General features: G+C 64.8%; 23 protein-coding genes. 7 read left to right on the top strand and 16 right to left on the bottom strand.

Annotated features, from left to right (window positions below; all coding sequences use genetic code 11):
- A partial coding sequence (locus tag JQ572_RS07850) for a POTRA domain-containing protein (protein ID WP_283814058.1) occupies positions 1 to 735 on the bottom strand: 735 nt, incomplete at its 3' end.
- Positions 736 to 1032: 297 nt separating this feature from the next.
- Here JQ572_RS07850 and JQ572_RS07845 point away from each other — a divergent pair.
- The 4 genes from JQ572_RS07845 to JQ572_RS07830 all read left to right on the top strand — a co-directional run bounded on the left by JQ572_RS07845 (position 1033) and on the right by JQ572_RS07830 (position 7965).
- The gene (locus JQ572_RS07845) at positions 1033 to 1401 is read left to right on the top strand and encodes a hypothetical protein (protein WP_249128837.1); all 369 of its coding nucleotides are present in this window, start codon (positions 1033 to 1035) and stop codon (positions 1399 to 1401) included.
- Between the two features lie 604 nt (positions 1402 to 2005).
- On the top strand, positions 2006 to 4039 hold the full coding sequence (locus tag JQ572_RS07840) for a TonB-dependent siderophore receptor (protein WP_349643085.1): 2034 nt from the start codon (positions 2006 to 2008) through the stop codon (positions 4037 to 4039).
- Between the two features lie 1173 nt (positions 4040 to 5212).
- Entirely contained in the window at positions 5213 to 6277 is a 1065-nt protein-coding gene (locus tag JQ572_RS07835; RefSeq protein ID WP_211382358.1) for a ketopantoate reductase family protein, read from the top strand.
- A 176-nt stretch (positions 6278 to 6453) separates the two neighbouring features.
- Positions 6454 to 7965 (top strand): ATP-binding protein, encoded by a 1512-nt coding sequence (locus JQ572_RS07830; RefSeq protein ID WP_211382357.1) that lies wholly within the window; start codon positions 6454 to 6456, stop codon positions 7963 to 7965.
- Between the two features lie 5 nt (positions 7966 to 7970).
- Here JQ572_RS07830 and JQ572_RS07825 read toward each other — a convergent pair whose 3' ends face one another.
- From JQ572_RS07825 to JQ572_RS07775, 11 genes are all read right to left on the bottom strand, one after another.
- Complete coding sequence (locus tag JQ572_RS07825) at positions 7971 to 10283, bottom strand: TonB-dependent receptor (RefSeq protein ID WP_211382356.1); 2313 nt, start codon at positions 10281 to 10283, stop codon at positions 7971 to 7973.
- Positions 10264 to 11343: a HoxN/HupN/NixA family nickel/cobalt transporter gene (locus JQ572_RS07820; protein ID WP_211382355.1), complete on the bottom strand. Its 1080-nt coding sequence runs from the start codon at positions 11341 to 11343 to the stop codon at positions 10264 to 10266. Before JQ572_RS07820 ends, JQ572_RS07825 begins: the two co-directional genes overlap by 20 nt.
- 176 nt (positions 11344 to 11519) lie before the next feature.
- Positions 11520 to 12260 carry an ABC transporter ATP-binding protein gene (locus JQ572_RS07815; protein ID WP_211382354.1) on the bottom strand — a complete coding sequence of 247 codons (741 nt, stop codon included), beginning with the start codon at positions 12258 to 12260 and terminating at the stop codon, positions 11520 to 11522.
- Positions 12257 to 13105 (bottom strand): ABC transporter ATP-binding protein, encoded by an 849-nt coding sequence (locus JQ572_RS07810; protein WP_211382353.1) that lies wholly within the window; start codon positions 13103 to 13105, stop codon positions 12257 to 12259. The genes JQ572_RS07815 and JQ572_RS07810 overlap by 4 nt, the downstream gene beginning before the upstream one ends.
- Positions 13105 to 14928, bottom strand: coding sequence for an ABC transporter permease (locus JQ572_RS07805; protein WP_211382352.1), 1824 nt, complete (start codon positions 14926 to 14928; stop codon positions 13105 to 13107). The genes JQ572_RS07810 and JQ572_RS07805 overlap by 1 nt, the downstream gene beginning before the upstream one ends.
- Positions 14929 to 14984: 56 nt before the next feature.
- Positions 14985 to 16142 carry an ABC transporter substrate-binding protein gene (locus JQ572_RS07800; protein ID WP_211382351.1) on the bottom strand — a complete coding sequence of 386 codons (1158 nt, stop codon included), beginning with the start codon at positions 16140 to 16142 and terminating at the stop codon, positions 14985 to 14987.
- A gap of 61 nt (positions 16143 to 16203) precedes the next feature.
- A complete protein-coding gene (locus tag JQ572_RS07795) occupies positions 16204 to 16788 on the bottom strand; it encodes an alkylhydroperoxidase domain protein (protein WP_211382350.1) in 585 nt (194 codons plus the stop codon).
- Between the two features lie 14 nt (positions 16789 to 16802).
- The gene (locus tag JQ572_RS07790) at positions 16803 to 17402 is read right to left on the bottom strand and encodes a CMD domain protein (RefSeq protein WP_211382436.1); all 600 of its coding nucleotides are present in this window, start codon (positions 17400 to 17402) and stop codon (positions 16803 to 16805) included.
- A gap of 37 nt (positions 17403 to 17439) precedes the next feature.
- On the bottom strand, positions 17440 to 18474 hold the full coding sequence (locus JQ572_RS07785; RefSeq protein ID WP_211382349.1) for a putative FMN-dependent luciferase-like monooxygenase: 1035 nt from the start codon (positions 18472 to 18474) through the stop codon (positions 17440 to 17442).
- Positions 18475 to 18600: 126 nt separating this feature from the next.
- The gene (locus tag JQ572_RS07780; RefSeq protein ID WP_211382348.1) at positions 18601 to 19395 is read right to left on the bottom strand and encodes a MetQ/NlpA family ABC transporter substrate-binding protein; all 795 of its coding nucleotides are present in this window, start codon (positions 19393 to 19395) and stop codon (positions 18601 to 18603) included.
- Positions 19396 to 19460: 65 nt separating this feature from the next.
- Complete coding sequence (locus JQ572_RS07775) at positions 19461 to 19649, bottom strand: hypothetical protein (protein WP_211382347.1); 189 nt, start codon at positions 19647 to 19649, stop codon at positions 19461 to 19463.
- On the opposite strand from JQ572_RS07775, the gene JQ572_RS07770 reads away from it, so the two are divergent.
- Positions 19648 to 20034, top strand: a complete 387-nt coding sequence (locus JQ572_RS07770; RefSeq protein WP_211382346.1) for a hypothetical protein — start codon at positions 19648 to 19650, stop codon at positions 20032 to 20034. The genes JQ572_RS07775 and JQ572_RS07770 overlap by 2 nt on opposite strands.
- A 6-nt stretch (positions 20035 to 20040) precedes the next feature.
- Here the strand turns inward: JQ572_RS07770 and JQ572_RS07765 are convergent, their stop codons facing one another.
- A complete protein-coding gene (locus JQ572_RS07765) occupies positions 20041 to 21486 on the bottom strand; it encodes an MATE family efflux transporter (RefSeq protein WP_211382345.1) in 1446 nt (481 codons plus the stop codon).
- A gap of 145 nt (positions 21487 to 21631) precedes the next feature.
- On the opposite strand from JQ572_RS07765, the gene JQ572_RS07760 reads away from it, so the two are divergent.
- Positions 21632 to 22210 (top strand): TetR family transcriptional regulator, encoded by a 579-nt coding sequence (locus JQ572_RS07760; RefSeq protein ID WP_211382344.1) that lies wholly within the window; start codon positions 21632 to 21634, stop codon positions 22208 to 22210.
- A gap of 517 nt (positions 22211 to 22727) precedes the next feature.
- Complete coding sequence (locus JQ572_RS07755; RefSeq protein WP_211382343.1) at positions 22728 to 24515, top strand: peptide ABC transporter substrate-binding protein; 1788 nt, start codon at positions 22728 to 22730, stop codon at positions 24513 to 24515.
- Positions 24516 to 25013: 498 nt separating this feature from the next.
- Here JQ572_RS07755 and JQ572_RS07750 read toward each other — a convergent pair whose 3' ends face one another.
- The 3 genes from JQ572_RS07750 to JQ572_RS07740 form a co-directional block, all read right to left on the bottom strand.
- Positions 25014 to 25199 carry a hypothetical protein gene (locus JQ572_RS07750; RefSeq protein ID WP_211382342.1) on the bottom strand — a complete coding sequence of 62 codons (186 nt, stop codon included), beginning with the start codon at positions 25197 to 25199 and terminating at the stop codon, positions 25014 to 25016.
- A 117-nt stretch (positions 25200 to 25316) separates the two neighbouring features.
- Positions 25317 to 25583 (bottom strand): hypothetical protein, encoded by a 267-nt coding sequence (locus tag JQ572_RS07745; RefSeq protein ID WP_211382442.1) that lies wholly within the window; start codon positions 25581 to 25583, stop codon positions 25317 to 25319.
- Positions 25584 to 25624: 41 nt separating this feature from the next.
- Positions 25625 to 25819, bottom strand: coding sequence for a hypothetical protein (locus JQ572_RS07740; RefSeq protein WP_211382341.1), 195 nt, complete (start codon positions 25817 to 25819; stop codon positions 25625 to 25627).
- Positions 25820 to 25851: the final 32 nt, after the last annotated feature.

Here is a 25851-nt window from a genome sequence, read left to right as displayed (position 1 = left end):
GACGTCGGCAAAGCCGTTCTTGAGATAGAAGCGGCGGAGCAGGTCGCGGTCGGCTTCGACGCGGTCGGGATCATAGATGTCGTTGTTGCCGAGGAAGCTGAGCAGATTGCTCTCACGCGTCTTGATCACGTCGCGCAGACGCGAAGCCGAGTAGGCGCTGTTGCCGATGAACTCGACCGATTTGACGCCGGTCTTGACGCCTTCCTGGACCGTGAAGATGAGGTCGACGCGATTGCTCGGCTGCTCGATGATTTCGGGCGTGACGCGCACGTCGTAGCGGCCCGAACGGCGGTAGATCTCGGCGATGCGCAGCGTGTCCGACTGCACCAGGGCCCGCGAGAAAGTCCCGCGCGACTTGGACTGGATTTCGGCCGAGAGCTGCTCGTCCTTGATCTTCTTGTTGCCCTCGAAGGCAATGCGGCCGATCACGGCATTTTCCACCACCGACACCACGAGATGGCCGCCGGCCTGGCCGATCTTCACGTCCTGAAACAGGCCGGTCCCGACCAGCGCCTTGAGACCCGCATCGATCGCGGGCTGATCGAGGCGGCCGCCTGCGCCCGGCCTGAAGTAGGAACGAACCGTCTCGGCCTCGACGCGGCGGTTACCTTCGACCACGATCGCCTCCGCCGCCTGCGCGGCGGCCGGTTGCGGCAACAGGGCAAGCGGAAGTGAGCTTGCAATCGTTACGCCGCACATCACCACAACGATCAGCCAGGTCCGCAAAAACGACATTCCACACCTCAAGAACACTCACCTGCTCTGAAACGAAACGGCTGTGGCCGCGGTGTGGCTTTGAGATTGCTGCACTGTTTCCGGTCGTTGAATTTGATGGGGTGAGCGGCCGCGCGGGCGTCGCGGCCGCGACGACCACGCGCGCTGTCGGCGGCGAATGGCCGACGTCGAAGCTGCCCCGCATGGGGCCCGCCCATGCAGGCGTCCGGAAACATCGCGCAACGTCCGAATTCTTTACAGACCTCCAGGCGGGTGCGAGAGGCGACGGCATCAGGAACTCGCATGGGGTATTTGCCGATGAACGCGCTTGTCATGACCGGAACGGCGCTGGTCGCCATCTTCGCCTCGACCCTCTCCGCTCATGCCGCGACGGCAGGCAAGCGCGACCGACAACAGACGCCACAAGGCGCGGTCTATGACTACGGTCCGCGCGGCCCCAACCGTTCGTACCAGTCCGGTCCGGGCACCCGTATCTATGTGAGCAAACGGTCCTGGCTGGATGGCGGGACCGAGGTGCTGCCGGGCGAGCGCAAATTCACCGACTACGCGTTGCCGCCAGGCACCTCCTTCGCCCGTGGCAACAACAACCGGCCGCTCGACCGCCAGCCTCTGAGTCCCGACACCGATCTCGGCGGATTTGCGCAGCGAATCCCGATTTCCTGGTGACCGGCTTGCGACATGCTCGGCGATCGCCTCGATAAGCGAGACGACCGACAACGCCCCGCCACATTCGGCAACTCCATCGATCGGAGCGCCAAGATCGCGCGAACGGAGAGGCCGTACGCGCATCTGCCGCACGCGGCTTGATTTGGTCGTCGAACGAAAACTCGCGCGAACATCTCGCCTATTCCACACGCATCTTGAATCATTCCAAAATCGCTCACACGCAGCTTCAAGCAATTCCATTTTGCGCGTGTGGAATTCCGACTGCTTCACCAATAGAACTCCGCGTCGATCGACGCGCGTCTGCATGCAGCAGCGCGTTCGCGCGATATCAGTTCGGCGAAATTGGGAAGCATCATCCGTGGGCATGGCTTTGTCGGAGAGGAAACATCGTTGGCTTGGAACGACAGCTGCGATCGAGGCGACGATGTTGGGTTCGATCGCATTCGTAGCTGTCGAAGCATTGTCTTCCCAGGCACAGGCCCAGACCAGCAACCTGCCGCCGGTCACCGTCGAAGCGCCGGACCCAGCGAAAAAGCGCAGCAACGTCGCATCCAATCAGCGTACGTGGTCTTTGCGTCCTGTTTCGGCGAGCCGGCGCAACAACGTGGCGGCCAATCAGAATCGGACCCCACAGGCGACTGGACTCGTCACAGCCGGAGCGACAACCGGTTATGTCGCGACCAGCAGCTCCGCCGGCACCAAGACCAACACGCCGTTGATCGAAACGCCACAGTCTCTCACGGTCGTGACCAAAAAGGAGCTGGAGGATCGCAACGTTCAGACGCTGAAGGACGCCATCAACTACACGCCCGGCGTCACGACCTCGGCCTTCGGCTACGATCCACGCTTCGACAGCTTCTACATTCGCGGTTTCGACGCGACCTACACCGGCATCTATCGCGACGGCCTGCGTCAGGGCGGCGGCAACTTCGTGATCCCCAAGATCGAGCCCTATGGGCTCGACAGCGTGACGATTCTCCGGGGACCGGCCTCGGGCCTTTATGGCCTTGGCTCTCCGGGCGGCATCGTCGACGTCACGACGAAGCGGCCACCAATGACTGCGTTCGGCGAGGTGCAGTTGCAGGCGGGCAATTACGATCGCTACCAGGGCAGTTTCGACGTCGGCGGACCGGTTCCCGGCAGCGATCAACTGTACTACCGGCTCACGGGCTTGCTGCGCGACGCAAGAACCTGGTTTCCCGGCAATGACGACGACCGGGCCTATATTGCGCCGGCCCTGACCTGGAAGCCGAACCTCGATACGGCGTTCACGATCCTCGGAGAATATCAGACCAGCCGCACTGCCGCGAGCATCGGAAACGCGCGCACGGCCGACGGGAAGCTGACCAACATCTATTCGAACGATCCGGCGTTCAGTGCCATGGACCAGAAGCAGTTCCGCATTGGTTATGCGTTCGAGCACAACGTCAACGACACCTGGACGGTACGGCAGAATTTCCGGTTCTATCAGGTCGGCGTGGACGCGAAATACACCCAGATCGATTCTCTCGACACCACGACCCAGACCGCGTCGCGTTCGGCCTGGCGCATCGTGGACAATCTCAAGACGGCGACCCTCGACAATCAGGCCGAGGCCAAGTTCATGCTTGGCGCGGTCAGGAACACCGTCCTGTTCGGCCTGGACTACAGTCACCAGCATTACGACGACAAGATCGGGTACGGGCCGGCGCCAGATCTCAATCTCCTGACCATGAACTACGGCGCCCAGGCGATATCCTCGCCGCCATTCTCGATCTTCACCAAGCAGTCGACCGACGAAGTCGGAGTCTACGTGCAGGAGCAAGCCAAGTTCGGGGGCTTCATTCTGACGCTCAATGGTCGTCAGAGCTGGGTCTCGCAGAGCACGACGACGACGCTGGACGGAACGCCGGAGACCCAGAAACCTTCGGCCTTCATTGGCCGCGCGGGCCTGAGCTATCTCTTCGACAACGGAATTGCGCCCTATGTCAGCTATGCCACGTCGTTCAGCCCGCAAACCGGCGTCGACGTGACAGGGGCCACGTTCAAGCCCACCACCGGCGAGCAGACCGAAGCGGGCATCAAGTATCAGATGCCGAACGTTCCGCTGCTGTTGACGGCCGCCGTGTTCGACATCAAGCAGGACAATGTTCTGCGCACCAATCCCGACAACATTGCATTCCAGGCCGCAACCGGACAGATCGAGTCCAAGGGACTGGAGCTCGAGGCCGGGCTGACACTCAAGCCAGGCTTCGATTTCACCGCTGCCTACACCCATCTCAACGTCGTGATCACGCGAGGCAATGCCGATACCACGGGCAATCAGTATTCCGGCATCCCGAGGGACTCGTTTGCGACGTTCGGCAAATACACGTTCCAGTCCGGCACGCCTTTCGAAGGACTGGGACTGGGCCTCGGTGCGCGCTACATCGGCGCCAATTTCGGCGACGACCAGAATACGTTCGAGAATGCGGCGAAGACATTGTTCGATGCCGTGATCGATTACGATGTCGGCAAGCTCGACCGGAGATTCCAGGGCGCCTATATGCGCGTGAACGCGACCAATCTGTTCGACAAGCAGTACCAGACTTGCCAGGCCGGTTATTGCTATGCCGGCGAGCGGCGCCAGGTATTCGGCACGTTGAGCTATCGGTGGTAGCCGAATTCGTCCCACATCGTCATTGCCCACTCCCGTCTCCCGGACGCGCTGCAACGCGAAGCGTTGCCGCTCAGAGCCGGGACCCGGAAGTTGCATGGCGGAATGCGGAGACATGGGCCCCGGCTCAGCAGCGCACCGCACCGGACGAAGCTGCGCATCGCCGGGGAAGTTGCGCTGCGTCCGGGGCACGAGAGTGAGGGAGACGCTCGATCTCTCGACATCGCCACGGCGGACAAGTCGCTGCGCTCGCAATGACGGAGCAAGGGGCGGCATCGCGTTCCTCCGATACGCATTTCGACTTGCAGGCACGGCTTCGCATCCTCGCGGCACAATTCGCCCGAGCTTTGCTTCGTTTCTCCACCCTCTTTAAGCCAAGAGGGCGCAGGGAAGGCCGGGTGCCGGCTGGCACCCGCGGTCCGCTGCGCGAAAAGCACACGCAGAGAAAACCGCACAGCAGCATACAGGTGTAGCCAATCACTCGGCCTTCCCTGCGCAGTGGTTGGACGGCTTATGCCGTGCTCTCCCGGGAGCCGAGTTCCTTTTGGCCTCCCTCACTCCAGCGAAAGTCGCCGACACCGCGCCGGTTGACGCGAATGCCGCATCCGCAAGAGCTTGACCGTAGCAACGACGGCCAGGACCACACGGTTTTGCCGTACGCACGGCCCGCCATTTCGCCGCAGTTTTTCCAGCCCTGTCGACGGAGCCGGAAACTTACAGACGAGACGAACCTGACAGCGCCGCTCGTCGGCACGACGTTTTTGGGCTCACGGAGAGCAATCCGCCCTGCCCTTGACCTCGTGCCCGACGCTGCCGCGTCCACCGCAAGCCCGGCTCGCGAACATGACGACCACAAGATCGCCCCTCAAGGATGAGCCGGGATGGGCGACACATACGCCAAAACCGAATTTCGGTAAAGAAGAATATTTTTACGCAAGCGGATTGACAGAACGACGACACAGCAAGAGCCCGTAGCGCGGACGGAGCGAAGCGCAGTCGGGGAAGGTCGATGCGGAGCGAGCGCTCCCTCGGTCCCCCGGCTCCGGACGATAGGGGCGCCCCTTGTATGCATTATCCCAGTTGCCATCCCAGGGCACTTCGCTTTACATGCCGGAAACTCGCCCGCGGATGACGGCCGGGGCTCAAAAATCACACACATTTTCAAAGGGACGGAATATGGCGCGTAACATTCTGATTCTCGGGGCTTCCTACGGCTCGCTGCTGGGCACGAAGCTGCTGATGGCGGGCCATAACGTGACCCTGGTCTGCCGCGCCAAGACCGCGGAACTGATCAACCGCGACGGTACCGAGGTCCGCATCAAGTTGCGCGACGAGGCGGTGCACCGGGCCATCTTCTCGCGTGATCTGCCCGGCAAGCTCGACGCGGTGACCCCGGCCAATGTCGACCTCTCACGCTACGACATGGTCGGCCTTGCAATGCAGGAGCCGCAATACACCAACCACACCGTACGCGTGCTCATGGTCAGGATCGCAGCGGCGAAGCTGCCGTGCCTGTCGATCATGAACATGCCGCCGCTGCCCTATCTCAAGCGCATCCCCTCGCTCGCAGACATGGATCTCGAGGAGGCCTACACCAATGCGCAGGTGTGGGAGCGCTTCGAGCCGGGGCTCGTGACGCTGTGCTCGCCCGACCCGCAGGCCTTCCGTCCGCCGGAAGAGGCTGCGAACGTGCTTCACGTCGGCCTGCCCACCAACTTCAAGGCATCGGTCTTCGCCGACGAGAAGCACAACAAGGTGCTGCGCGAGCTCGAAGCCGACATCGACGCGGTGACGCTCGACGGCCATGACGTGCCGGTGAAGCTGAAGGTGTTCTCGTCCCTGTTCGTGCCGCTGGCGAAATGGTCGATGCTGCTCACCGGCAATTATCGCTGCATCACGCCGCACGAGCCGCAGTCGATCCGCGACGCCGTGCACGGCGACCTGGCGCGCTCGCAGACGATCTACGACCATGTCGACGCGATCGCCCGCCGTCTCGGCGCCGACCCGCAGGACCAGGTGCCGTTCGCGAAATACGCCAAGGCCGCCGAAAGCCTGCTCAAGCCGTCATCGGCCGCGCGCGCGGTTGCGAGCGGCGCCCCCTTCATCGAGCGCGTCGATTTGCTGGTCAAGCTGATCTCGCATCAGCTCGGCACGCCCAATGCCGAGATCGATCGCACGGTCGAGACCGTGGACCTGAAGCTGAACGAGAAGATCGTGCAAGGCGGATCGGGCGCGCAGTAGCGCGCCGCTCCCGGCTCAAGAGCTCCGCCCAACGTTGCAGCCCGCACTTCTACGGCAATCACATCGCGCCTGAACTGCGCCGTGGGCAACACGCATGATTTGCGCCGTGGTGCTCGACGCGCCGCGACGGGGTTGATAAGCCCCTGTCCGCGAATGATGGGAATTTGAGTCGGGACATGACGGTTGCGATCGAGATGGGGCAGACCGCGGCGGGCGCCGCGGCGGCCATGGACCTCGAGGAACTCCTGGCGACCCGTCTGCTGGTGCAGGGCAATTCGGGCTCCGGCAAATCGCATCTGCTGCGGCGTCTGCTGGAACAGAGCGCGCCCTGGGTGCAGCAGGCCATCATCGACCCGGAAGGCGATTTCGTCACGCTGGCCGAGCATTTCGGTCATCTCGTGATCGAGGCCGAGGATCACACCGAGCGCGGGCTTCAGGTCGCCGGCGAGCGCGCACGGCTGCATCGCGTCTCCACCGTGCTCAATCTCGAAGGGCTCGACGCGGAAAACCAGATGCGCCGCGCCGCAGCCTTCCTCGGCGGGCTGTTCGACGTGGACCGCGACCATTGGTACCCGATGCTGGTGGTGGTGGACGAAGCGCAGCTGTTCGCGCCGGCGGTCGCCGGCGAAGTTTCCGACGAAGCGCGCAAGCTTTCGCTCGGTGCGATGACCAATCTGATGTGCCGCGGCCGCAAGCGCGGCCTTGCCGGCATCATCGCGACCCAGCGGCTGGCAAAGCTCGCCAAGAACGTCGCGGCGGAAGCGTCGAACTTCCTGATGGGGCGGACCTTCCTCGACATCGACATGGCGCGCGCCGCCGATTTGCTCGGCATGGAGCGGCGGCAGGCCGAAGCCTTTCGCGATCTCGAGCGCGGACAATTCATGGCGCTTGGTCCCGCGCTGTCGCGCCGTCCCCTGCGTTTGCACATCGGTCCGACCGACACCCACGCGCGCAATTCGACGCCGCGGCTGATGCCGATGCCGGAAGCCTCACTCGAGGATATGCGCGCCGTGATCCTGGCAGCGCCGCCGCCCGATGCCAGCCGCCCACAGCGCCGGCCCGCGCCGGACCTGCTCGAACAGCTTCGCGCCGCGAAAGCCGCCGCGCCGGAGATCCGGCCTGAGGCGGTCGAGGTGCCGATCAGCGCCGAGGAGCTCGCGGAGCGGCGCGAGCGCATCGATCGTACCTTGCGCGCCGTACTCGCGGCGCCCGATGCCGGGTTCCGCGCCGTCGGCGTGCTCTATCAGGAGTTCGTGGTTCGCTGCCGCATCGAGGGCCTCGGCTCCGCGGTGCCCGACCTCACCGAATTCCGCCGCATGCTGACACGCGCACGCGCCGGGCTCGGCGCCGAGCATGCCGAGGACGACGCCTGGCAGGACGTCTCGCTACGTGCCTCGATCCTGCCCGACGACATGCAGGGCGTGTTCATGATGATCGCGCGCGCGGCGAAGGAAGGCTGGCCCTGCCCCGGCGATGCCGCGATCGCCCGCGCCTACGGCTCGCACTCCCTGCGCCGGGCACAACGCCTGCTCGGCTACATGGAGGAGCAGGGGCTGATCGTGTGCCAGCTCGATGGCGCCGGCCGCAGGTTCGTGACGCTGGTGGAACTGGCCTGGGCCACGGCGCCGGGCGATCCCAATGGCGACGATCTGCCGGCGGAGCCGGCTCCGAGCGCGGCCTCCGTCTGATATGCTCAGAACGCTCCGGCTACGGTGAGGCGGAACGTCAGCGGCTCGACCGGGTGCAGCACGTAGTCCATCACACCGTTCTGGCAGACCGCCGTCGGTGCGACGCCGCCGGTGCAGAGATTGTACAGCGTGTCGGTCTTGAGCAGCGAACCGTAAGCGTAGGTGATCTGGTTCGCCTGCGTGTTGAAGAGATTGAGCACGTCGAGCTGGACGCGCCAGCCGTTGTCGATGCGATAGCCGAGGCGGCCGTTGAAGATGCTGGTCGCGGAGGAGCGGAAGGCATTGTCTTCCGTGAGCGGGCTCGACGCCAGATAGCGCCAGCGCAAGGCCCCGAACCAGCCGGTCTTCTCGCCGAGCGTGACGCCGGCCGAGGCCACCATCGCCGGCGCATTCGGAATGTAATTGCCGGGCGCATTGCCGATCTGCGCCTCTGGATAGCCGGCCAGCGAGGCGTAGACCTCCGCCTGCTCGCTGTCGGTGCCGCGAAAGCGCGCATGCGTCATGGCGAGATCGGCGTCGATATCGATCCACGATCGCGGGCGATAATGGCTGGTCCATTCGAAACCGTAGCGGCGGCTGGCGCGGGTCGCCGAGGTGTCGCCGGCATCACCTGAGAACAGGATCTCGGAATCCTGGTCGAGGATGAACAGGCTGAGCGAGCTGTCGAGGCCGGGAACAATTCTGCTGCGGACGCCGACCTCCGCTCCCCGCGTGCGCACCAGCAGCGGCGACGGCGTCAGCCTTGTGGAGGCATCGCCGGGGTCTTCCGTCGTGGTCGCGCCGCGCGCGTCGTTGGAATGCATGCCGGTGCCGGCGCCGAGAAAGAATTCGGTCTGGTTGAAGGGGCCGAGCACCATCCGGAATTTCGGGCTGCCGAGCGCGGCGTCGGCACGGCCGGAATTGCCGGCATCGAACAGCGAGGTGACATCGGCGGCGTAGTAGTCGCCGCGGAAGCCGATCGTGGTCCTGAGCCAGTCGGCCCAGCGCACGGTGTTCTCGGCATAGAGGCCGACGCTGCCCTCGCCGACCTTGTCGCTGCGGATGTTGGCGAGAAATCCGCGCTGGAACGAGTTGGTGAGCGCAAGGTCGATCGCGTCATAGCGCGATTGCAGGCCGAAGGTGGTCTGCATCGGCAGGCCCGCCAACGAGCCGCTCAGCGTGCGCGAGATGTTGGCGCCAGCCATCAGTCGGTCGTCGTGCTGGTGAAACTGGTCGCCGAGCATGGGATCGCTGAGGTAGTAGGTAAAATTGTTGAAGAGATCGAGCTGGCTCTTCACGACATAAGCGTTGGCCTTCCACGAGCCGAGATCGTCGCTCTGCGCGACGCGGGCCGAGAGCGCGAAGCGGTTGGTGTTGCCGCCATCGCTCGGATCTTCCGAGCCGAAGCGGTCGAGCAGGCCGCTGGTGATCGCGCGCTGCGGCACCTGGTCCGTCGAATTCCATTTATTGACATAGGCCATACCGGTTATGGAGACTCCATCGGTCGCAGTGCCCTGGCTGTAGCGCACGAGGCCGTTGAGCTTTCGAACGTTGTCCGGATTGTCCCAGGGACCGTTATAGGTGCCGAGCTCGCCGGCGACGAGCAGCGAGCCATCGCCGACTGTCGCGGAGTCCATGCCGAGCAGGCGGCGATAGCCAAAGCTGCCGGCGGTCACCTGCGCGAGACCCTTTTCGGTTCGGTCGATCAGGCCGATACGCACGCTGCCGACGGAGGCGAAGTCTCCCTCGTCGGCGAAATACGGCCCCTTGCGCACGTCGATCGCGGCGACGGTTTCCGGAATCAGCCAGTTCAGATCAGCATAGCCCTGGCCGTGCGCGTGGGTCCGCATGTTGACGGGGACGTCGTCGACGGTGATCGCAAGATCGGTGCCGTGATCGAGATTATAGCCGCGCAGAAAATACTGGTTGGCTTTGCCCTCGCCGGAATGCTGGGTCACGATCAGCCCCGGCACGGCTTCGAGCGCCTCGCCCGGCCGGGTGAAGGGGCGCGCGTTGACCGCGTCGCCGGAGACGGTGAGCTCGCTCGCCATTCCGGGCGCGCCTTTCGCGCCGGAGGCGACACCGGCGACATCCGCTGGCGGCGTTGGCGCCGGCTGTGCGACGCTGCTGCCGTCCACCGCCGGTTTGCCGGCGCGTCGCGGCACAGGCGGCTTCTTGTGACGCGGCGTCTCGCCGCGGGTGACCTGGATCGCGGGCAGCTCGCGCGAGGCACCGTTGCTCTGCGCCAAGGCCCTGTCGCAATCCGCGAGAAGGACGAAGGCCGGGAGTGCCGTCAGCGCGCCGCAGCGACGACCGAGATCAGGCCGCCTCGGTCGCATCGGTGCATTCCAGGACCCTTGGCGCGGCGCGGTGCCGATCGCCTGCAAACACACGGCGATAGAGCATGACCGAGACGAGCCAGGCGACAACGAACAGCGCAATCACGGCAAAGCCGACATTCGCAAGCGACCCGTTCAGGTGATCGACCAGCGTCCACACGCCGCCGGACAGGCCGAGGCGATCCGCGATCAGGCCAAGCGCCTCGATGCCGCCGATCAACAGCGCCACCGCGACGGAGGCGCCGGTGATCGTGAGGTTGTACCAGAGCTTTCGCAAGGGATCGACGAAGGCCCAGCGATAGGCGCTGACCATCAGCGCGGAGTCGGCGGTGTCGACCAGCGCCATGCCGGCGGCGAACAGCGCGGGAAAGACCAGGATATCGGCGAACGAAGCGCCGCGCGCGGCCTCACCGGCGGAGATGCTGAGCAGGCCGATCTCGGTCGCGGTATCGAAGCCGAGCCCGAACAGGAATCCCAGCGGATACATGTGCTGCGGCTTTGTCACCAGGCGAAACATCGGGCCGAGCAGCCGAGCGAGGAAGCCGCGGCTGGCAAGCAGCGCCTCGAGGCCTTCGGCGTCGTGAACGCCCTGCTCGCGCGCGATACGAAGCGTCCGCCACAGGCTGACGAAGATAGCGAGATTGATGGCCGCGATCACCAGCAGGAACAGCGCCGACACCGAGGTGCCGATGAAGCCGCCGATTTCCCGCAGCAGGCTGTCGCCGCCGAGGCTCACCACGCCCAGCGCAAGCAGCATGGTCGCGACCACGACCACGGTGGAATGTCCGAGCGCGAAATAAAGGCCGACGCTGCGCGGCGTGCCGCCCGCTTGCATCAGCTTGCGCACGACATTGTCGATGGCAGCGATGTGGTCGGCATCGACGGCGTGGCGCAGGCCGAACACCCAGGCGAGCAGCGCGGTCGCCATCACCGTCGGCCGGTCACCGAAAGCAGCGAAGGCCCACATCCACGCTGCGATATTGGCGGCGATGAGCCCGCCGAACAGCAGCACCACACCGGGCTCGACCGCCCGCAAGGACAATTTCGACACAGCAATCATTCCGTCCGCGCGCCATCCGCGCCAGCAGTATGATAATTTCATAGAATGATCATACTGACCAGCCCCGGCTGCGTCCTGATGACCGTATATGCGAATTTGCAGGAGTGCCCGGAGTTAAGACGTGGATGGCCGGGACAAGCCCGGCCATGACGAGGCGGAGAGGTCAGCGCATTGCATCAGGCCGCCTCGGAGCCGCCGAGATAGGCGTCGCGGATGCGGGGGTCGTCCTTCAACGCGCGCGCCGGTCCGGAGAGCACGATCTTGCCGGTCTGGAGCACATAGGCCTCGTGCGCGATCTCGAGTGCGAGGCTGGCGTTCTGCTCGACCATGAAGACCGAGACGCCTTCCTGGTTGATGGTGCGGATCAGCTCCAGCACGCGATCGACATAGAGCGGCGACAGCCCCATGGTCGGCTCGTCCATCACGATCATCCGGGGACGGCTCATCAGCGCGCGCGCCATCGCGACCATCTGCTGCTCGCCGCCGGAGAGCGAGCCGGCGCGCTGCGACAGCCGCTGGCCGAGCTTGGGAAACAGCCCCAGCATCTTCTCGAGATCCTGCGCGATCGCCTCGCGATCGTTGCGCACGAAGGCGCCCATCAGGATGTTTTCACGCACGCTCATGTCGGCGAAGAGGCGCCGCGCCTCGGGCACCGAGGCGATGCCACGGCGGACGATCTGCGGCGTGGTCAGCCCCAGCAGCGAGGCGCCATCGAACGTCACGTCACCTGATCGCGGCTTCACGAGGCCGAGGATGATCTTCATCGTCGTGGACTTGCCGCTGGCATTGCCGCCGAGCAGGCAGACGATGTGGCCGCGGCCGACCGTGATCGACAGATCGAAATGCACCTGCGCCTGCCCGTAGAACGTATTGACGTTGGACAGCGCCAGCAGCGGCTCGGCTGCGCTCGTCGTCATGCCGCGCTCTCCTGCTCAGCCTTCCCCGACAGGCCGTGGCCGAGATAGGCCTCGATCACCTTGGGATCGCCACGCACCACTTCGCCCGGACCTTCCGCGATCTTCTTGCCCTCGTCCATGACGATCACGCGGTCGGAGAGCCGCATCACCATCTCCAGCTTGTGCTCGATCAGGAGGATGGTCAGCCCTTCCGCCTTCAGCTCGGCGACGAGGCCCTGCATCTCCGTTGTCTCCGTCGGGTTCATGCCGGCTGTCGGCTCGTCCAGCAGCAGCAGGCGCGGCTTCAGCGCCAGCGCGCGCGCGATCTCGACGCGGCGGCGGTTGGCGTAGGAGAGGCTGTAGGCCGGCTGGTCGATCCGCGGCAGCAGCCGCTCGCCGAAGCGCGCGAGGATGGCTTTCACCTCTTCGCGCAGCCGCTCTTCTTCCGCCCTGACACTGGCGGGACGCAGCAGCGCCAATCCCAGCTCCAGCAGCGGGCCGATCAGCGGCACCGCCGGCTTGACCGCGCGCAGCCGCGTGTGGGCGCCGATCAAAACGTTGTCCATGACGCTGAGATTTCCGAAGACTCGGCCCAGCTGAAAGGTGCGCGCGATCCCTCCGGCCGCAAGCCGTTCCGGCGACAGACCCGTGATGTCCTGGCCTTCGAAGCGGACCTCGCCGGCGTCAGGCCGATCGAGCCCGGTGACGAGATTGAACAGCGTGGTCTTGCCGGCACCGTTCGGGCCGATGATGCTGACGAGCTGGCCCTTCGCGAGATCGAGATCAATCGCATTGACGGCGGTGAGGCCGCCGAAGCGGCGCGTCAGCCCGCGCAGGGACAGCATGGTCGTGTGCTGCTCCGCCATCACATCGTCCCCAACAGGCCCTGCGGCCTGAACCGCACCAGCAGAAGGAGCACGATTCCGTAGATCAGGATGCGATACTCCGCCGCGATCCGGAACACTTCGGGCAGGCCGACCAGCGCCACCGATCCAACGATGGCACCGACGACGTTGCCGAGACCGCCGAGGATCACGACCGTCAGCGCCAGGATGGATTGCTGCGTGTTGAAGGTCTCGTGGTTGATGTAGGAATAGAGATGCGCGGCGATGCCGCCGCTGACGCCGGCGGCGAACCCGCCGAAGATGAAGGCGAGCGATTTGTAGCGGTTCAGGCTGAGGCCATAGGCGCGCGCAGCAATGTCGTCGTCGCGAATGGCGCGAAAGCTGCGGCCGAGATGCGAGCCGAGCAGCCGGCCCTGCAGCAAAGCCAGCACGACCATCACGATGAAGCTGAACCAGTAGATCGATGTCGCGCTGATCAGATCATAGCCGAACAGCGCCAACGGCGGGATGCCGGAGATGCCGATGGGCCCGCGGGTGACGCTTTCCCAGTTCAGGATCACCAGCGACACGATCTCGCCGATCGCGAGCGTGGCGATCGACACATAGTGCCCGCGCAGACGGAACGACGGCGAGATCAGCGCGGTGCCGAGCGCGGCGCTCATCAGGCCGCCGCCGATGATGGCGAGGCCGACGGGGACAGAGAAATTCAGCGACAGCAGCGCGGAGGTGTAGGCGCCGATCGCAAGCAGCGCCGCGTGACCGAGCGAGACCTGGCCGATCGTTCCCGCCACCAGCGTCAGGCTGAGCGCGAGCATGCCGAGCAGCCAGGCGTTGATCAGGGTCTGGAGCACATAGAAGGACACCGGAAACAGCGGCAGGATCGCAAACGCAGCGGCGGCGACCAGCAGCGCCCAGCGTGGAATCCGCACCGGGCGGCTCGGCGCGATGAAGGTGCCGGTGAGCGGCTCGGGCGGCGCCTGTCGTGCGCTCGCGAACAATCCGTTCGGGCGCAACACGAGCACCACGACGAGCAGCAGGAATGCGAACAGGTTGCGGTAGCTGGTGCCGAACACGGCGACGCCGTAGCTCTCGACCAGTCCCAGCAGCAGGCTGCCGATCACGGCGCCCGGCACGTTGCCGGCGCCGCCGACGACTTCGGCGACGACGCCCTTGAGCGTCGCCTGCAGGCTCATCGCAGTGTCGATCTGGTTGTAGTACATGCCGACCAGCAGGCCGGAGACGCCACCGAGCGCAGCCGCAATGCCGAACACCGCCTGATTGACGCGGTTGACGTCCACGCCCATCTGCATCGCGGCATCGCGATCCTGCGCGGTCGCGCGCACCGCCCAGCCGAGCTTGCTGTAGCGCAGGAACACGAACAGCAGCAGCGCGCTGGTGATGCCGACGCCGGCAATGAGCAGATCGAGCGGCCCGATCGTGCCGCCACCGACCTGGAAACGCACATCGGGCAACTGGCTCGGCAGCGCGCGCGGGTTGGGCGAGAAGGTCAGCATCACCAGCTGATCGAGCACGAAGCTGATGCCGATCGTCGCGAGCAGCGGTGCGATGCGCACTGAGTTCTGCAGCGGCCGCAGGCCGAACCGCTCGATGACCAGCCCGACCAGCGCGGCGGCCACCGCGACCACGATGATGGTGAGCGGCAGCGGCGTATGCAGCTGCACCACCGCGACCCAGCCGATATAGGCACCGACGAGATAGATCGAGCCCTGGGCAAAGTTGATCAGCCGGCTGACGCCGAAGATCAGCGCAAGCCCGACCGCAACCAGAGCGTAGACATTGCCGACGATCAGCCCGTTGATCGTGTAGTCGAGCCAGGAAGACACGCTGTTGTCACCGCGTAGAGAGAAAAGCGGCCGGAGCGCCCGCTCCGGCCATCATGTCAGGTCGGCTTGCCATCCCAGAGCGCGAACTGACCCTTGCGCACGACGAGCTCGGCATTCATGGCGCCCTTGACGCGGCGGCTCTCGACGTCGAACGTCGCTTGCCCGAAGATCACGCTCGATACGTCCTTCACTTTCGCGAAGGCATCGCGGATGGCGCGCCGGTCGGTGCCGCCGATCCTGATCACGGCGGCCGCCATGTTCATCGCGTCATAGGAGTAGGCGTTGAACGCATCGGGCTCCTGGCCGTTGTATTTCTTCTTGAAGCCCGCGATGAATTTCTTCACCTCGGGGCGCGGGTCTTCCGGGAAGTAGCGCGTGCCGACATGGACGTCCTCGACCGCCTCGCCGCCGAGCTCCAGGAATTTCGGCGAGTAGACCGAGCTCGCGGCGCAGATCACCTGCTTCAGCCCGACCTGACGCGCCTGACGCGCGATCAGCGCACCGTCGGAATAGTACGAGATCAGGATCAGCCCGTCCGGGTTTGCATCACGGACACGCACCAGCGTGGAGCGGAAGTCGCGCTCTTCCGCGATGTAGCCTTCGGTGACCGCGATCTCGGCACCATTCTCCTTGGCCGCCTTGACGAAATAGTCGCGGCTGGTGCGGCCCCAATCGGTGTTGAGATGCAGCACTGCGAGCTTCTTCAGTCCGAGACGCTTGACGGCATAGGCCGCCAGCAGCGGCTGCTCGTCGGCCTGGCTGACCGAGGTGCTCCACATGAAGTCGCCGCCCTTGGTGAAGTCGGGATGAGAATTGGTGAAGCCGAACTGCACCAGCCCGCCGCGCTGATAGATCGGCGAGGCCGCCATCGAAGCGGGACTCGAGAAGTCGCCGAGCTCCATGACGATCCTGGGATCGGAGACGAATTTCTGCGCGATCGCCACCGACTGGCGCGGATCGCTCTGGCTGTCTTCGAAGCTGTAGGCGAGCTTGCGGCCGTTGATGCCGCCGGCCGCCTGGATCTCGTCGAGCGCGAGATCAAAGCCCTGCTTCCACTGCGTGCCATATTGTGCGTTCGGCCCGGTCAGCGGACCGCTGACGCCCAGCAGGATCGGCTCGGACGATTGCGCGAAGGCTGTACGCGAGAATGCTGCTCCCGCCATCATGGCGGCGAGCGAGCTTTTGACCAGGGTACGACGATCGATGTTGCTCATGCAGGGGCTCCATCCTGTCAGGTGTTGAAACAATCAGCAATTTCCATGCCGGTGAGATTGCCTATTTCGAGGGCTCGCCGAGCGACAGCATCAGCCGGTTCGCCCAGTTGAAGAACGAGGCGCCGTTGATGACGTCGACGATCTCCGCATCGTCGAGGCCGGCACGGCGCAGCTCATCGACATTGTCAGGACCGAACGCAACCGGCGTCGCGGCCAGCGCCACCGACGCCTTGACGACCGCATTCCAGCGCTCGCCGAGATCGGCGCCGACGCCCTCGTCGAGTAGCCGCTGTACGTCGTCGCGGCGCTTGGAATAGGTGCTGGCGAACCGCGCATGCACGGAGGCGCAATAGATGCAGCCGTTGTAGCGCGAGGTCGCCGCGGCCGCGAGCTCACGCTCGGCACGCGGCAGGCCGTCGGCGATGTTGTAGAAGATGTCCTTGTCGGTCTTGGTGCGGGCCTCCAGCACCTCGGGATCGCGCACCAGCAGGCGAAAGTATTCCGATTTGGCGCGGGCGCGATCGACGAGGCCGGCGAAATGCCGCTCGGTCAACTCGGCTTCGGGCAGTGGATCGATCCACGACACCCAGCCGAGCTCGTCCTGGGTGAAGACGACGGGCGGGTTGACTGTGCTTGCAGGGCTCATGGTGCGGTCTCCTCTTACGCGTTCGCTGCTGCGAGCGTTCGCAAGCCGCTGACGACACGCACCTGGAACGACAGGAACGCCACGAGCTGGGAGAAGGTGACGATGCCGGTATTCGACCAGCCCGCCGCCAGCAACGCCTTCATGTCGGACGATGCGGCATCGCGCGGCCGGAACACCAGAAGGTGCGCATGCTCAAACGCCGCCACGAGCCGGGCGCCGAGGTCCGGCCCGCGCTCTGCGCTCACGCGATAGATCAGCCCGGCCTTGTTCTCCACCGACAGCGGGCCCGCCGGAAAGGCGCCGTACGGGCCCGAGGTCTCGCCTCGCGCGATTTCGACCTCGACCGCCTCAACCAGACGCGCGCCATCGGCGGCCGCCGCGAGCTTGGCCCGATAGAAAGCGGCCACGGTAAGCTCTCGGTGAAGGCCGATCACGAAGAACGCGACCGCCGCACGCTCCACCAGCGAAAAATCGCTGGCGTCGATCGGCTCGAACAGCGAGAGATAGCTTGTCTGTGCATTCTCGCGTGCCTGCACGCGGCGGCCGCGGATGGCGTCGAGCGCCGAGCCCGGCTCGATCCCGGCGAGCGTATCGATGATATCCTTCGTTCCCATCATTCAGCCTCGTGCAACGCAATCAGTTTCATGTCGATCAGCCTGCCAGAGCCACATCGGGGGCCGTCCGGGTCCAGCCCAGCGCGGGCGCAACCTTCTCCGCGACCAGCTCGATCGAGCGCAGGATATAGGGATGCGGCGCATCGACCGAATGCGCCTGGAAGACGAGATCGGTGACCCGCTCCAGCGTCGCGTCCGCGCGGAGCGAGGCGATGACCTGGTCGGCCGCGCCGACATGGGTGTCGAACGCCGTGATCATCTCCTCCAGGGTCTCGCCTGGGGGAAGGTGACCACCCTTCATGAATTGCGGCAGCGCGCGCCGCAGCCCGATATCGGCGAGACGCATCGCCTCGGCATGGTCGTCGGCGACGAAAACGCTGCGCGAGGCCATGATGCGCGGCTCGCGTCCCGGCGGCAGCGCTTCGAGATAGGCGTCGATGACCGGGTTCTGGATTTCGGCAAGCGTGGCCTTCGGCGCCCCCCTGGTCCGGGGTTGGGTCCGCGACAGCAAGAGGCCGTCGCCCGCCTTGCCGGCACGGGCGCCCCCCGCGACCGAGAACGTCGCCTGCCAGATCCGGCCGTCCAATTGCGGACGCTGCGGATAGATCGTATCGCCGCCGTCGAGCGGCTTGCCGACCAGCGCCGTGCGAACGACGTCCAGATTGCGAGCAAAAATCTCGTTGCGACGGGCGCTGTCGAGGCCGAAGGCGGCAAAGGCCGACGGGTTGCCGCCGGTGCCGACGCCGAGCTCGAACCGGCCATTGCAGAGCAGGTCGAGCACCGCGGCATCCTCCGCCACCCGCACCGCATTCTCGAGCGGCAAGGTGACGATGCCGGTGCCGAGACGGATGCGCGAGGTCTGCGCCGCCACATAACCAAGGAAGGTGAAGGGCGACGGCAGGCCACCCTCGCGCTCGTGGAAATGATGCTGAGCGATCCACGCGGAATCGAGGCCCGCCTTCTCGGCACGCACGATCTGCTCGGCCGCGAAGCGGTAGCGATCGGCGGGCGGGGCCTCGTCGAGAAGCCGGGTGAAGAACCCAAGGCGTTTCAGGTTTGCAAAGCGTTTCATACGACCCCTGTCGGGCGAGGATGGGCCCCGATGATGTCGGTTGCCGCGGCTCCAGACAAGCGGGCATTGTGCAAGGCTGCCCGCCAGATCACTCCCCCTGCGCTGGGCTTTGGCTGGGCAGACTGCCTACCAGCTCGGCAGCACCGCGCCCTTGAACTTGGTCAGGACGAAATCCTTGACCTCCGCCGTGTGGTAGCTTTCGACGAGGATCTTGACCCATGGCTTGTCCTTGTCCGCCGTACGGATGGCGATCAAATTGACATAGGGTCCCATCGGGTCCTCGCGCAGGATCGGATTTTTGACCGGATCGGGGCCCGCCTGGGTTGCGTAATTGGTGTTGATCGCGGCGGCATCGACGTCGTCGAGCGCGCGCGGCGCCTGCGCCGCGTCGACCTCGATGAATTTCAGCTTCCTGGGATTCTCGGTGATATCAAGCACCGTCGGTTTGAAGCCCGTACCGTCCTTCAGCTTGATCACGCCCTTGTCGCGCAGGAGCAGCAGAACGCGGCCGCCATTGGTCGGATCGTTCGGGATCGAAACCTTGCCGCCCTTGGGGATGTCGGCGAAAGCCTTGTGCTTCTTGGAATAGACGCCGATCGGAAAGTTCACGGTCAGGCCCACCGACTCGATCTTGTAGCCGCGATCGGCCTTCTGGTTGTCCAGATACGGCTGGTTCTGGAACGAATTGGCCTGGATCTCGCCCGCGTCGAGCGCGGCGTTCGGCACGACATAATCGGAGAACTCGATGAGCTGGATGTCGAGGCCCTGCCTGGCCGCGATCGGCTTCACCGCCCCGAAGATCTGCGCATGCAGCCCCGGCGTCACGCCGATCTTGATGGTCTCGGCCGAGGCGCCCGCCGACCACGCGGCGAGGATGGCGGAAAGGATCAGGGCGGAACGAAACGACATCTTGGTCTCCACGACTCAGCGTCTTCATGACTCATCGGCAACGATTGGAACCGTATTCGCTTCTCCACGCTGCGAAATCAATGAAATGGAAATCCATATTGAATGCGGGCAGCGGCAATCACCTTCTCCATTCGATGCCCGACGAGAAACGAATTCACGGCGACGACGACGCCGTCCGCAAGCGTGACGCGCATCACGGCGCAGTGACAGCCGGGGAGCGAAAATGGCGGCATCACAGAAACCAATTCAGCCAGGAGATCAGCCATGACCACCCTCACCGCTCCGAAGCTCACAGGCCGGAACCGCCGCGAATGTTTCGTGCTCTACGTCCTGCTCCAGGGTGTGCCGTTCTTTTCCGGCGTCGCGCTGACGATGAAATTGATCGACGCAGCCGAATTCGTCGGCGAACCCTTTGGCGCCGCCATCTTCGTCGCGATGGCGTCAACCCTGCACGCGCTGGTGACGCCGTGGCTCGGACCGAAATTTCCACATTTCTTCGGGCAAAGCTTTGAGCAACTGTTCGCCGATCCGGCGCTGTCCTTCTCCGAGAAGGTCTCGCGCTGGCTGGCGCAGCCGAACACGCCGCTCAAATTGCTGAGCAATCTGCTGCTGCTGTCGGCGCTGGCCGTCGGCGTTGCCGGCCTCCAGTGAGCCTCTTTACTCAGTCCGCCACGTCGCCGGTGACAGCATGATCAGGACGCAGATGGCGGCATAGGCAGCGAGCGACACCGTCACCATGGTGGCAAGCCCCGCCATGCCTGCGCCAAAGCCCGCCACCGCGATCCAGCCGCCGCCCGCCGCAATCAGGATGCGCGCGACGGACGAAACCAGCGGGCCCATCGCGCGGCCCGTGCCCTGGGCGGCGAACGACGTGACGAAGCCAAAACCGAGTGCCGCATAGGCTGGTGCGACGATGCGCAGGTAAGTCATACCCTCGCCCACGACGTCCGCGTCATGGCTGAACAGGTGCAGCCAGGCGGCCGGGAAAATCGCGACCAGGAGGCCAATCGTGCCGGTCATGATCATGCCGACGAGGCCGCTGATCCAGCCGATTTTCCGCGCCCGCGCCGGCTGGCCCGCGCCCATGTTGACACCGACCATGGTCAGTGTCGCCGTGCTGATGCCAAACAGCAGCGGGATCATGATGTAGTCGAGCCGCGAGGCGATGCCGTAGCCGGCGAGCGCGGAGGTCCCGAACAGGCCGACCGCGCCGGTAACGAGGATGACGGTGAGGTTGGTCAGCACCGCGTTGAACGCGGTGGGGATGCCGACCTTGAGCATGTCGCCAAAAATCTTTGCACGCAATGGCACGATGTGCAGCTTGAGGCCGGTGGCGCCAGAGGCCATGTAGCGCAGCAGGAACAACATCGCCGCGCCATAATAGAGGCCGAAGGCGACGCCCGCGCCGCCGATGCCGAGCCGCGGGATCGGCCCGAACCCGAAGATCAGCGCCGGCGAGACCGGAATGGTCACGATCGCGCCGACCAGCGTCACCAGTGCGGGCACCCTGACATTGCCGGAGCCACGCAGCGCTGCGGCCTGGAGATTGACGATCCACACCGGTATGGCGCCGGCGAACAGATAGTTGGAATAGGTGGTCGCCGCCGCCAGCGCATAACCGGTGCCACCGAGGGCACGATACAGATGCGGACCGCCGACGATGACGCCCAGCGTGAACACTCCGCCGGCGATGATCGCGAGCACCACGGCATGCAACAGCGCCGCTTCGGCGTCAGCGCGGCGGCCGGCACCGACTGCGCGGGCGACGGAGGACGCGACGCCGCTGCCGAAGCCGCCATTCGACATCATGGTCATCAGCATGAAGATCGGGAACACCAGGGCGGCGCCGGCGAGGGCATCGGTGCCGAGATAGCCGACATAATAGGCCTCCGCGATGTTGACCGCGGTCTGTGCGACGAGGACGGTCACGGTCGGCAGCGCCAGCCTGAGCAGCGTCGGCAGGATCGGCGCATGCAGCAACGCCGCACGCCTTTGCTCCGCGGCGCTCGGTGCCGATGCCGCCACCTGGCGAAGCGGCGCCGCGGTGTGGGCCACGAATTGCGTGGCGGACAAGGCCGGCGCGGCGGCATCCTCGACTGACATGGGTACGGTCCTGTGGTTCCCTGAAGGCACGACCGATCGGCCGCCCCTTTGCATTATGACTATAATGTATTATTATGATCGTAATGCAATAGGACGGCCCTCACGATTTTGTGGCCGGGCGGCGATCGGGTCGCAGGAGGCGGAATTGGCGCGCTACGACAAGGGACACCGGGACACGACGCGGCGGCATATCCTCGATGTAGCCTCGTCGCAGTTCCGCGAGAGCGGTATCGCCGCGGTCGGCCTCGCCGGCATCATGGCGCAGGCCGGCCTGACCAACGGGGCCTTCTACACCCACTTCGCCTCCAAGGAAGATCTGGTTCGCGCGGTGGTGCTCGACGCGCTGGAGCGGCGCGAGCAGAAGCACAAGGACAATCTCGCAAACGGCGTCGCGCTGGAGACGACGATCCGCGACTATCTCTCCCCGCGTCATCGCGAACACGCCGGCACCGGTTGCCCGACTGCGGCACTGGTTGCCGAGATCGCGCGGCATCCGAAGGCGACGCGTGACGCATTCACCGGAAAGACGTCCGAGATCATTGCGCTGATGGCGGCGCAGATGCCGGATGGCTCGGCTACGGAACGTCGGCGACGCGCGATTTCGGTCTACGCGGCCATGGTCGGCGCGCTGCAATTGTCACGCGCGGTGAGCGACAGGCAATTGTCGGAGGAAATTCTCGAGAACGCAATTGGAACAGCGCTGACGATTGCAAATGGACGTTGACGCATTCGAGTCCCCGATGGTCATGTGTGGCATTTTCCCGGCGACTGCAATGAATTTCCGGCCGGAGCAACATCATGAAACTTGAGGCGTCCGCGGCGACCGGGTTAGCGTTCCGGCGCGGCCTTAGAACTTCCCCAAGTTCAGTTAGCTCGCACTGGACCGCCGCCTGAATGCTTCAGGCGGCGGTCCAGCTCCGCTGCGCTGCGCAATGTTGGTTCCGTCATCCTGAGGTGCGAGTGGATGCAGAGACATTGCACTGCGAGCCTCGAAGGACGAATGGCCGGGATGCAGCCGGGCCGTCGCCCTTCGAGGCTTGCCCGGCGGCTGCGCCGCAGGGCGCGCGCCTCAGGGTGACGGTGACAGAGCTGCACGCGCCCTGCGGCGTTTCATCGCAAGTACGCCCTCCTTCAAACCGACAACCTCAACTTTGACTCCACGACCCCGGACATCCTGCGCTAGTGTGCACGGTACTTGCATGCCAGTGGCGACTTGTCTTTGCGACGGTGGAGGTCATCCGATGAACGAGAACGAGATTCGCGGGCTTATCGCGGAGGTGAAGCAAGGCACGCTGTCGCGGCGCTCGTTCATGAAGACGATGGCGGCGGTCGGGATCGCCGCGCCGATCGCGAGCCAGATCCTGAGCTGGAACGACGTGGCGATGGCAGACGCCACGATTGACTACAAACCGACCAAGGCCGGCGGCGGCGGCCCGCTCAAGATCCTGATCTGGCAGGCACCAACGCTGCTCAATCCGCATTTCGCGATCGGCACCAAGGACCAGGTCGCCTCGCGCATCTTCTTCGAGCCGCTCGCCGGCTGGGACAAGGAGGGCAACCTCATCCCCTGCCTCGCCGCCGAGGTTCCGACGAAGGCGAACGGCGGCCTCTCGCCTGACGGCACGACCGTGACCTGGAAGCTGAAGCAGGGCGTCAAATGGCATGACGGCAAGCCCTTCACCGCCGACGACGTCGTCTTCACCTGGGCCTACGCCGCGGATCTGGCGACCGCCGCCTACACCACGGGGTCCTACCAGAATATCAAGGTCGAGAAGATCGACGATCACACCGTCAAGGTGATCTTCAAGGCGCCGACCCCGTTCTGGGCCGACCCCTTCGTCGGCTCGGTCGGCCAGATCCTGCCAAAGCATCATTTCGCCGACTATGCCGGCGCGAAGTCGCGCGACGCACCGGGCAATCTGAAGCCGGTCGGCACAGGCCCGTACAAATTCGTCGAGTTCAAGCCGGGCGATCTGATCAGGGCCGAACGCAACACCGACTATCACGTCAAGAACCAGCCGCATTTCGACACGCTCGAGGTCAAGGGTGGCGGCGACGCGGTCTCCGCCGCTCGCGCGGTGCTGCAGACCGGCGAATACGATTATGCCTGGAATCTGCTCGTGGAGGACGAGGTCCTCAAGCGCATGGAGGCCAGCGGCAAAGGCAAGGTGGAATTCACGCTCTCCGGCGGCGTCGAGTTCATCATCCTCAACACGACGGATCCGGGGACCGAGGTCGACGGCGAGCGGTCCAGCACCAAGACCAAGCACCCGTCGCTGTCCGATCCGGCCGTGCGCCGGGCGTTCAACCTCCTGATCGATCGCGAGGCGATCCAGAAATTCATCTACGGCCGCGGCGGCATCGCGACAGCGAGCTTCGTCAACCAGCCCTCGCGGTTCAAGTCGAGCAAGCTGAAATATGAGTTCGACCCCGACAAGGCGAACAAGATTTTGGACGAGGCCGGCTGGACGAAGGGCGCGGACGGCATCCGCGCCAAGGACGGCAAGCAGCTCAAATATGTCTTCCAGACCTCGATCAACGCCCCGCGCCAGAAGACGCAGGCCATCATCAAGCAGGCCTGCCAGAAGGCCGGGATCGAGATCGAGATCAAGGCGGTCACCGCCTCGGTGTTCTTCTCGTCGGACGTCGGCAACCCCGACACCTACTCGAAGTTTTATGCCGACATGGAGATGTACAACACAACGCAGCCGCAACCCGACCCGGAGCGGTTCCTGAACCAGTGCGTCTCCTGGGAGATCGCCAACAAGGACAACAAATGGCTGGGCCGCAATATCTCGCGCTGGTCCGATCCCGAGGCCGACAAGGCCTACAAGGCCGCGCAGCAGGAGCTCGATCCGGTCAAGCGCGCCGCGCTGCTGATCAAGGTCAACGAGATCTTCTGCGAGGCCAACGTGCTGGTGCCGCTGCTCTCGCGCAACATCGTCGGCGGCGGCGTCAACAACCTCATGGCCGACATCTCGGGGTGGGACGTCACGACCTGGAATCTGGCGAGCTGGTATCGGACCTGACGGTGGAACGTCGTGGATTTCGCGAGTGCTCTGCGCTTGTCGGCGCTGACGCTCGCTTTGCGACATCGATTTTGCGATTGTGCTTCAGATCACAGTCGAATTGAACGCCTTCGCCTAGAATGACCGGGCATGGCCGCAAACAAGGTAACGGCGGTACGCACGATGCTGGGAAGGCGATCAACAGCTACGGACTCTGAAGCCGCCAGGGTGAAGAACTCGGCGGCTTTTTTATCGACCGAGGCAGCGACGTGCTGCGGCCGACACAATCGGTCCGCACGTTCTCTGATGTCCTGCTCGGTCGGGCTCAGGCATTGCATCTTCTGCCGTGAGGCACGGCCCCACCTTTGGGGGGTATGGGGGCTTTGGAGGCGGGACCGTGCAGACCAGCCATCGGCGGCGACGCTGGCCCGCAGATTCAAGCCTCGATCCCGCACAAGAGTTCCTCAGTCGCGCATAGATGGGCGAGCCCGAGCGAAACCAATCATGCTCAGTCCTTGCTCAGTCCTTGCCGGTAAACTGACGGTCGAGGGTTGACGCGGTGTCGGCGCTTCGCAGCCGCTTCAACAGCTCATCCCTCTCCTTGCCGTCCGGCAAGGACTCCGCCTTTTCGCGGATCGTCCTGGCGAACTCCGCAAGCCGCTCCTGAAGGCTGGTGGTTTGCTGAACGCGACGCCGCCTGAGCACGATCGGGTCTCCCTGTCATGGCAATCCACGAACGGAGGTCGTGGTGTACCGATGATAGGGAGAATTCGCGGCGCTTCTGTTCACATGTGAACAGATCGAGCAGTGTTTCAAGGCGCATCAACCGCTCGCGCAGCAATCGACCAGCAGGTGCCAGATCCGCTCCGCCTCGCCCGTCTTGCTTGTGTCCGGTACCTTCTTCGCGCCGGAAGGCGAATGGGTCGCCATTGGGCGAGCCTCGCGCGGCACGATCCATCGCTGCGAGATCGGGTCGTACCATTTTCCGATGATCATCTCAGTCACGCCGATCGACTCACGGGTTTGCCTCAAGGTCGAGCGATGCGGCCCGCGGGATTCTTGCAAACCCGTTTGCAGCGCATCGCGCAATTTACCAATCGGCTTCCCGCGTGATCGTTCCTGCCGTCGCCTCAGCCGGGCCGCGCCGGATGAAGCGTGCGGGGATGCCGCTCGTGCAGCAGGCGCGCGAGCTCTTCCCGCTCCGCGGGACGTCCCTTCATGGCGGCCTCGAACAGCGCTTCCTGGATGTCGCGAGGCATGTCGCCCCACACGTCCATCGCCGCTCGTCCGAGCAGGCCCGCAAGATGATCCGCTGCTTCGCTCATTCGATCCTCCTGATCTGGGCACGGGAATGGAA

The organism is Bradyrhizobium sp. SZCCT0153 (genome assembly GCF_018129995.1).
Lineage (GTDB): Bacteria > Pseudomonadota > Alphaproteobacteria > Rhizobiales > Xanthobacteraceae > Bradyrhizobium > Bradyrhizobium japonicum_G.
This window is presented reverse-complemented; position numbering and strand designations above follow the sequence as displayed.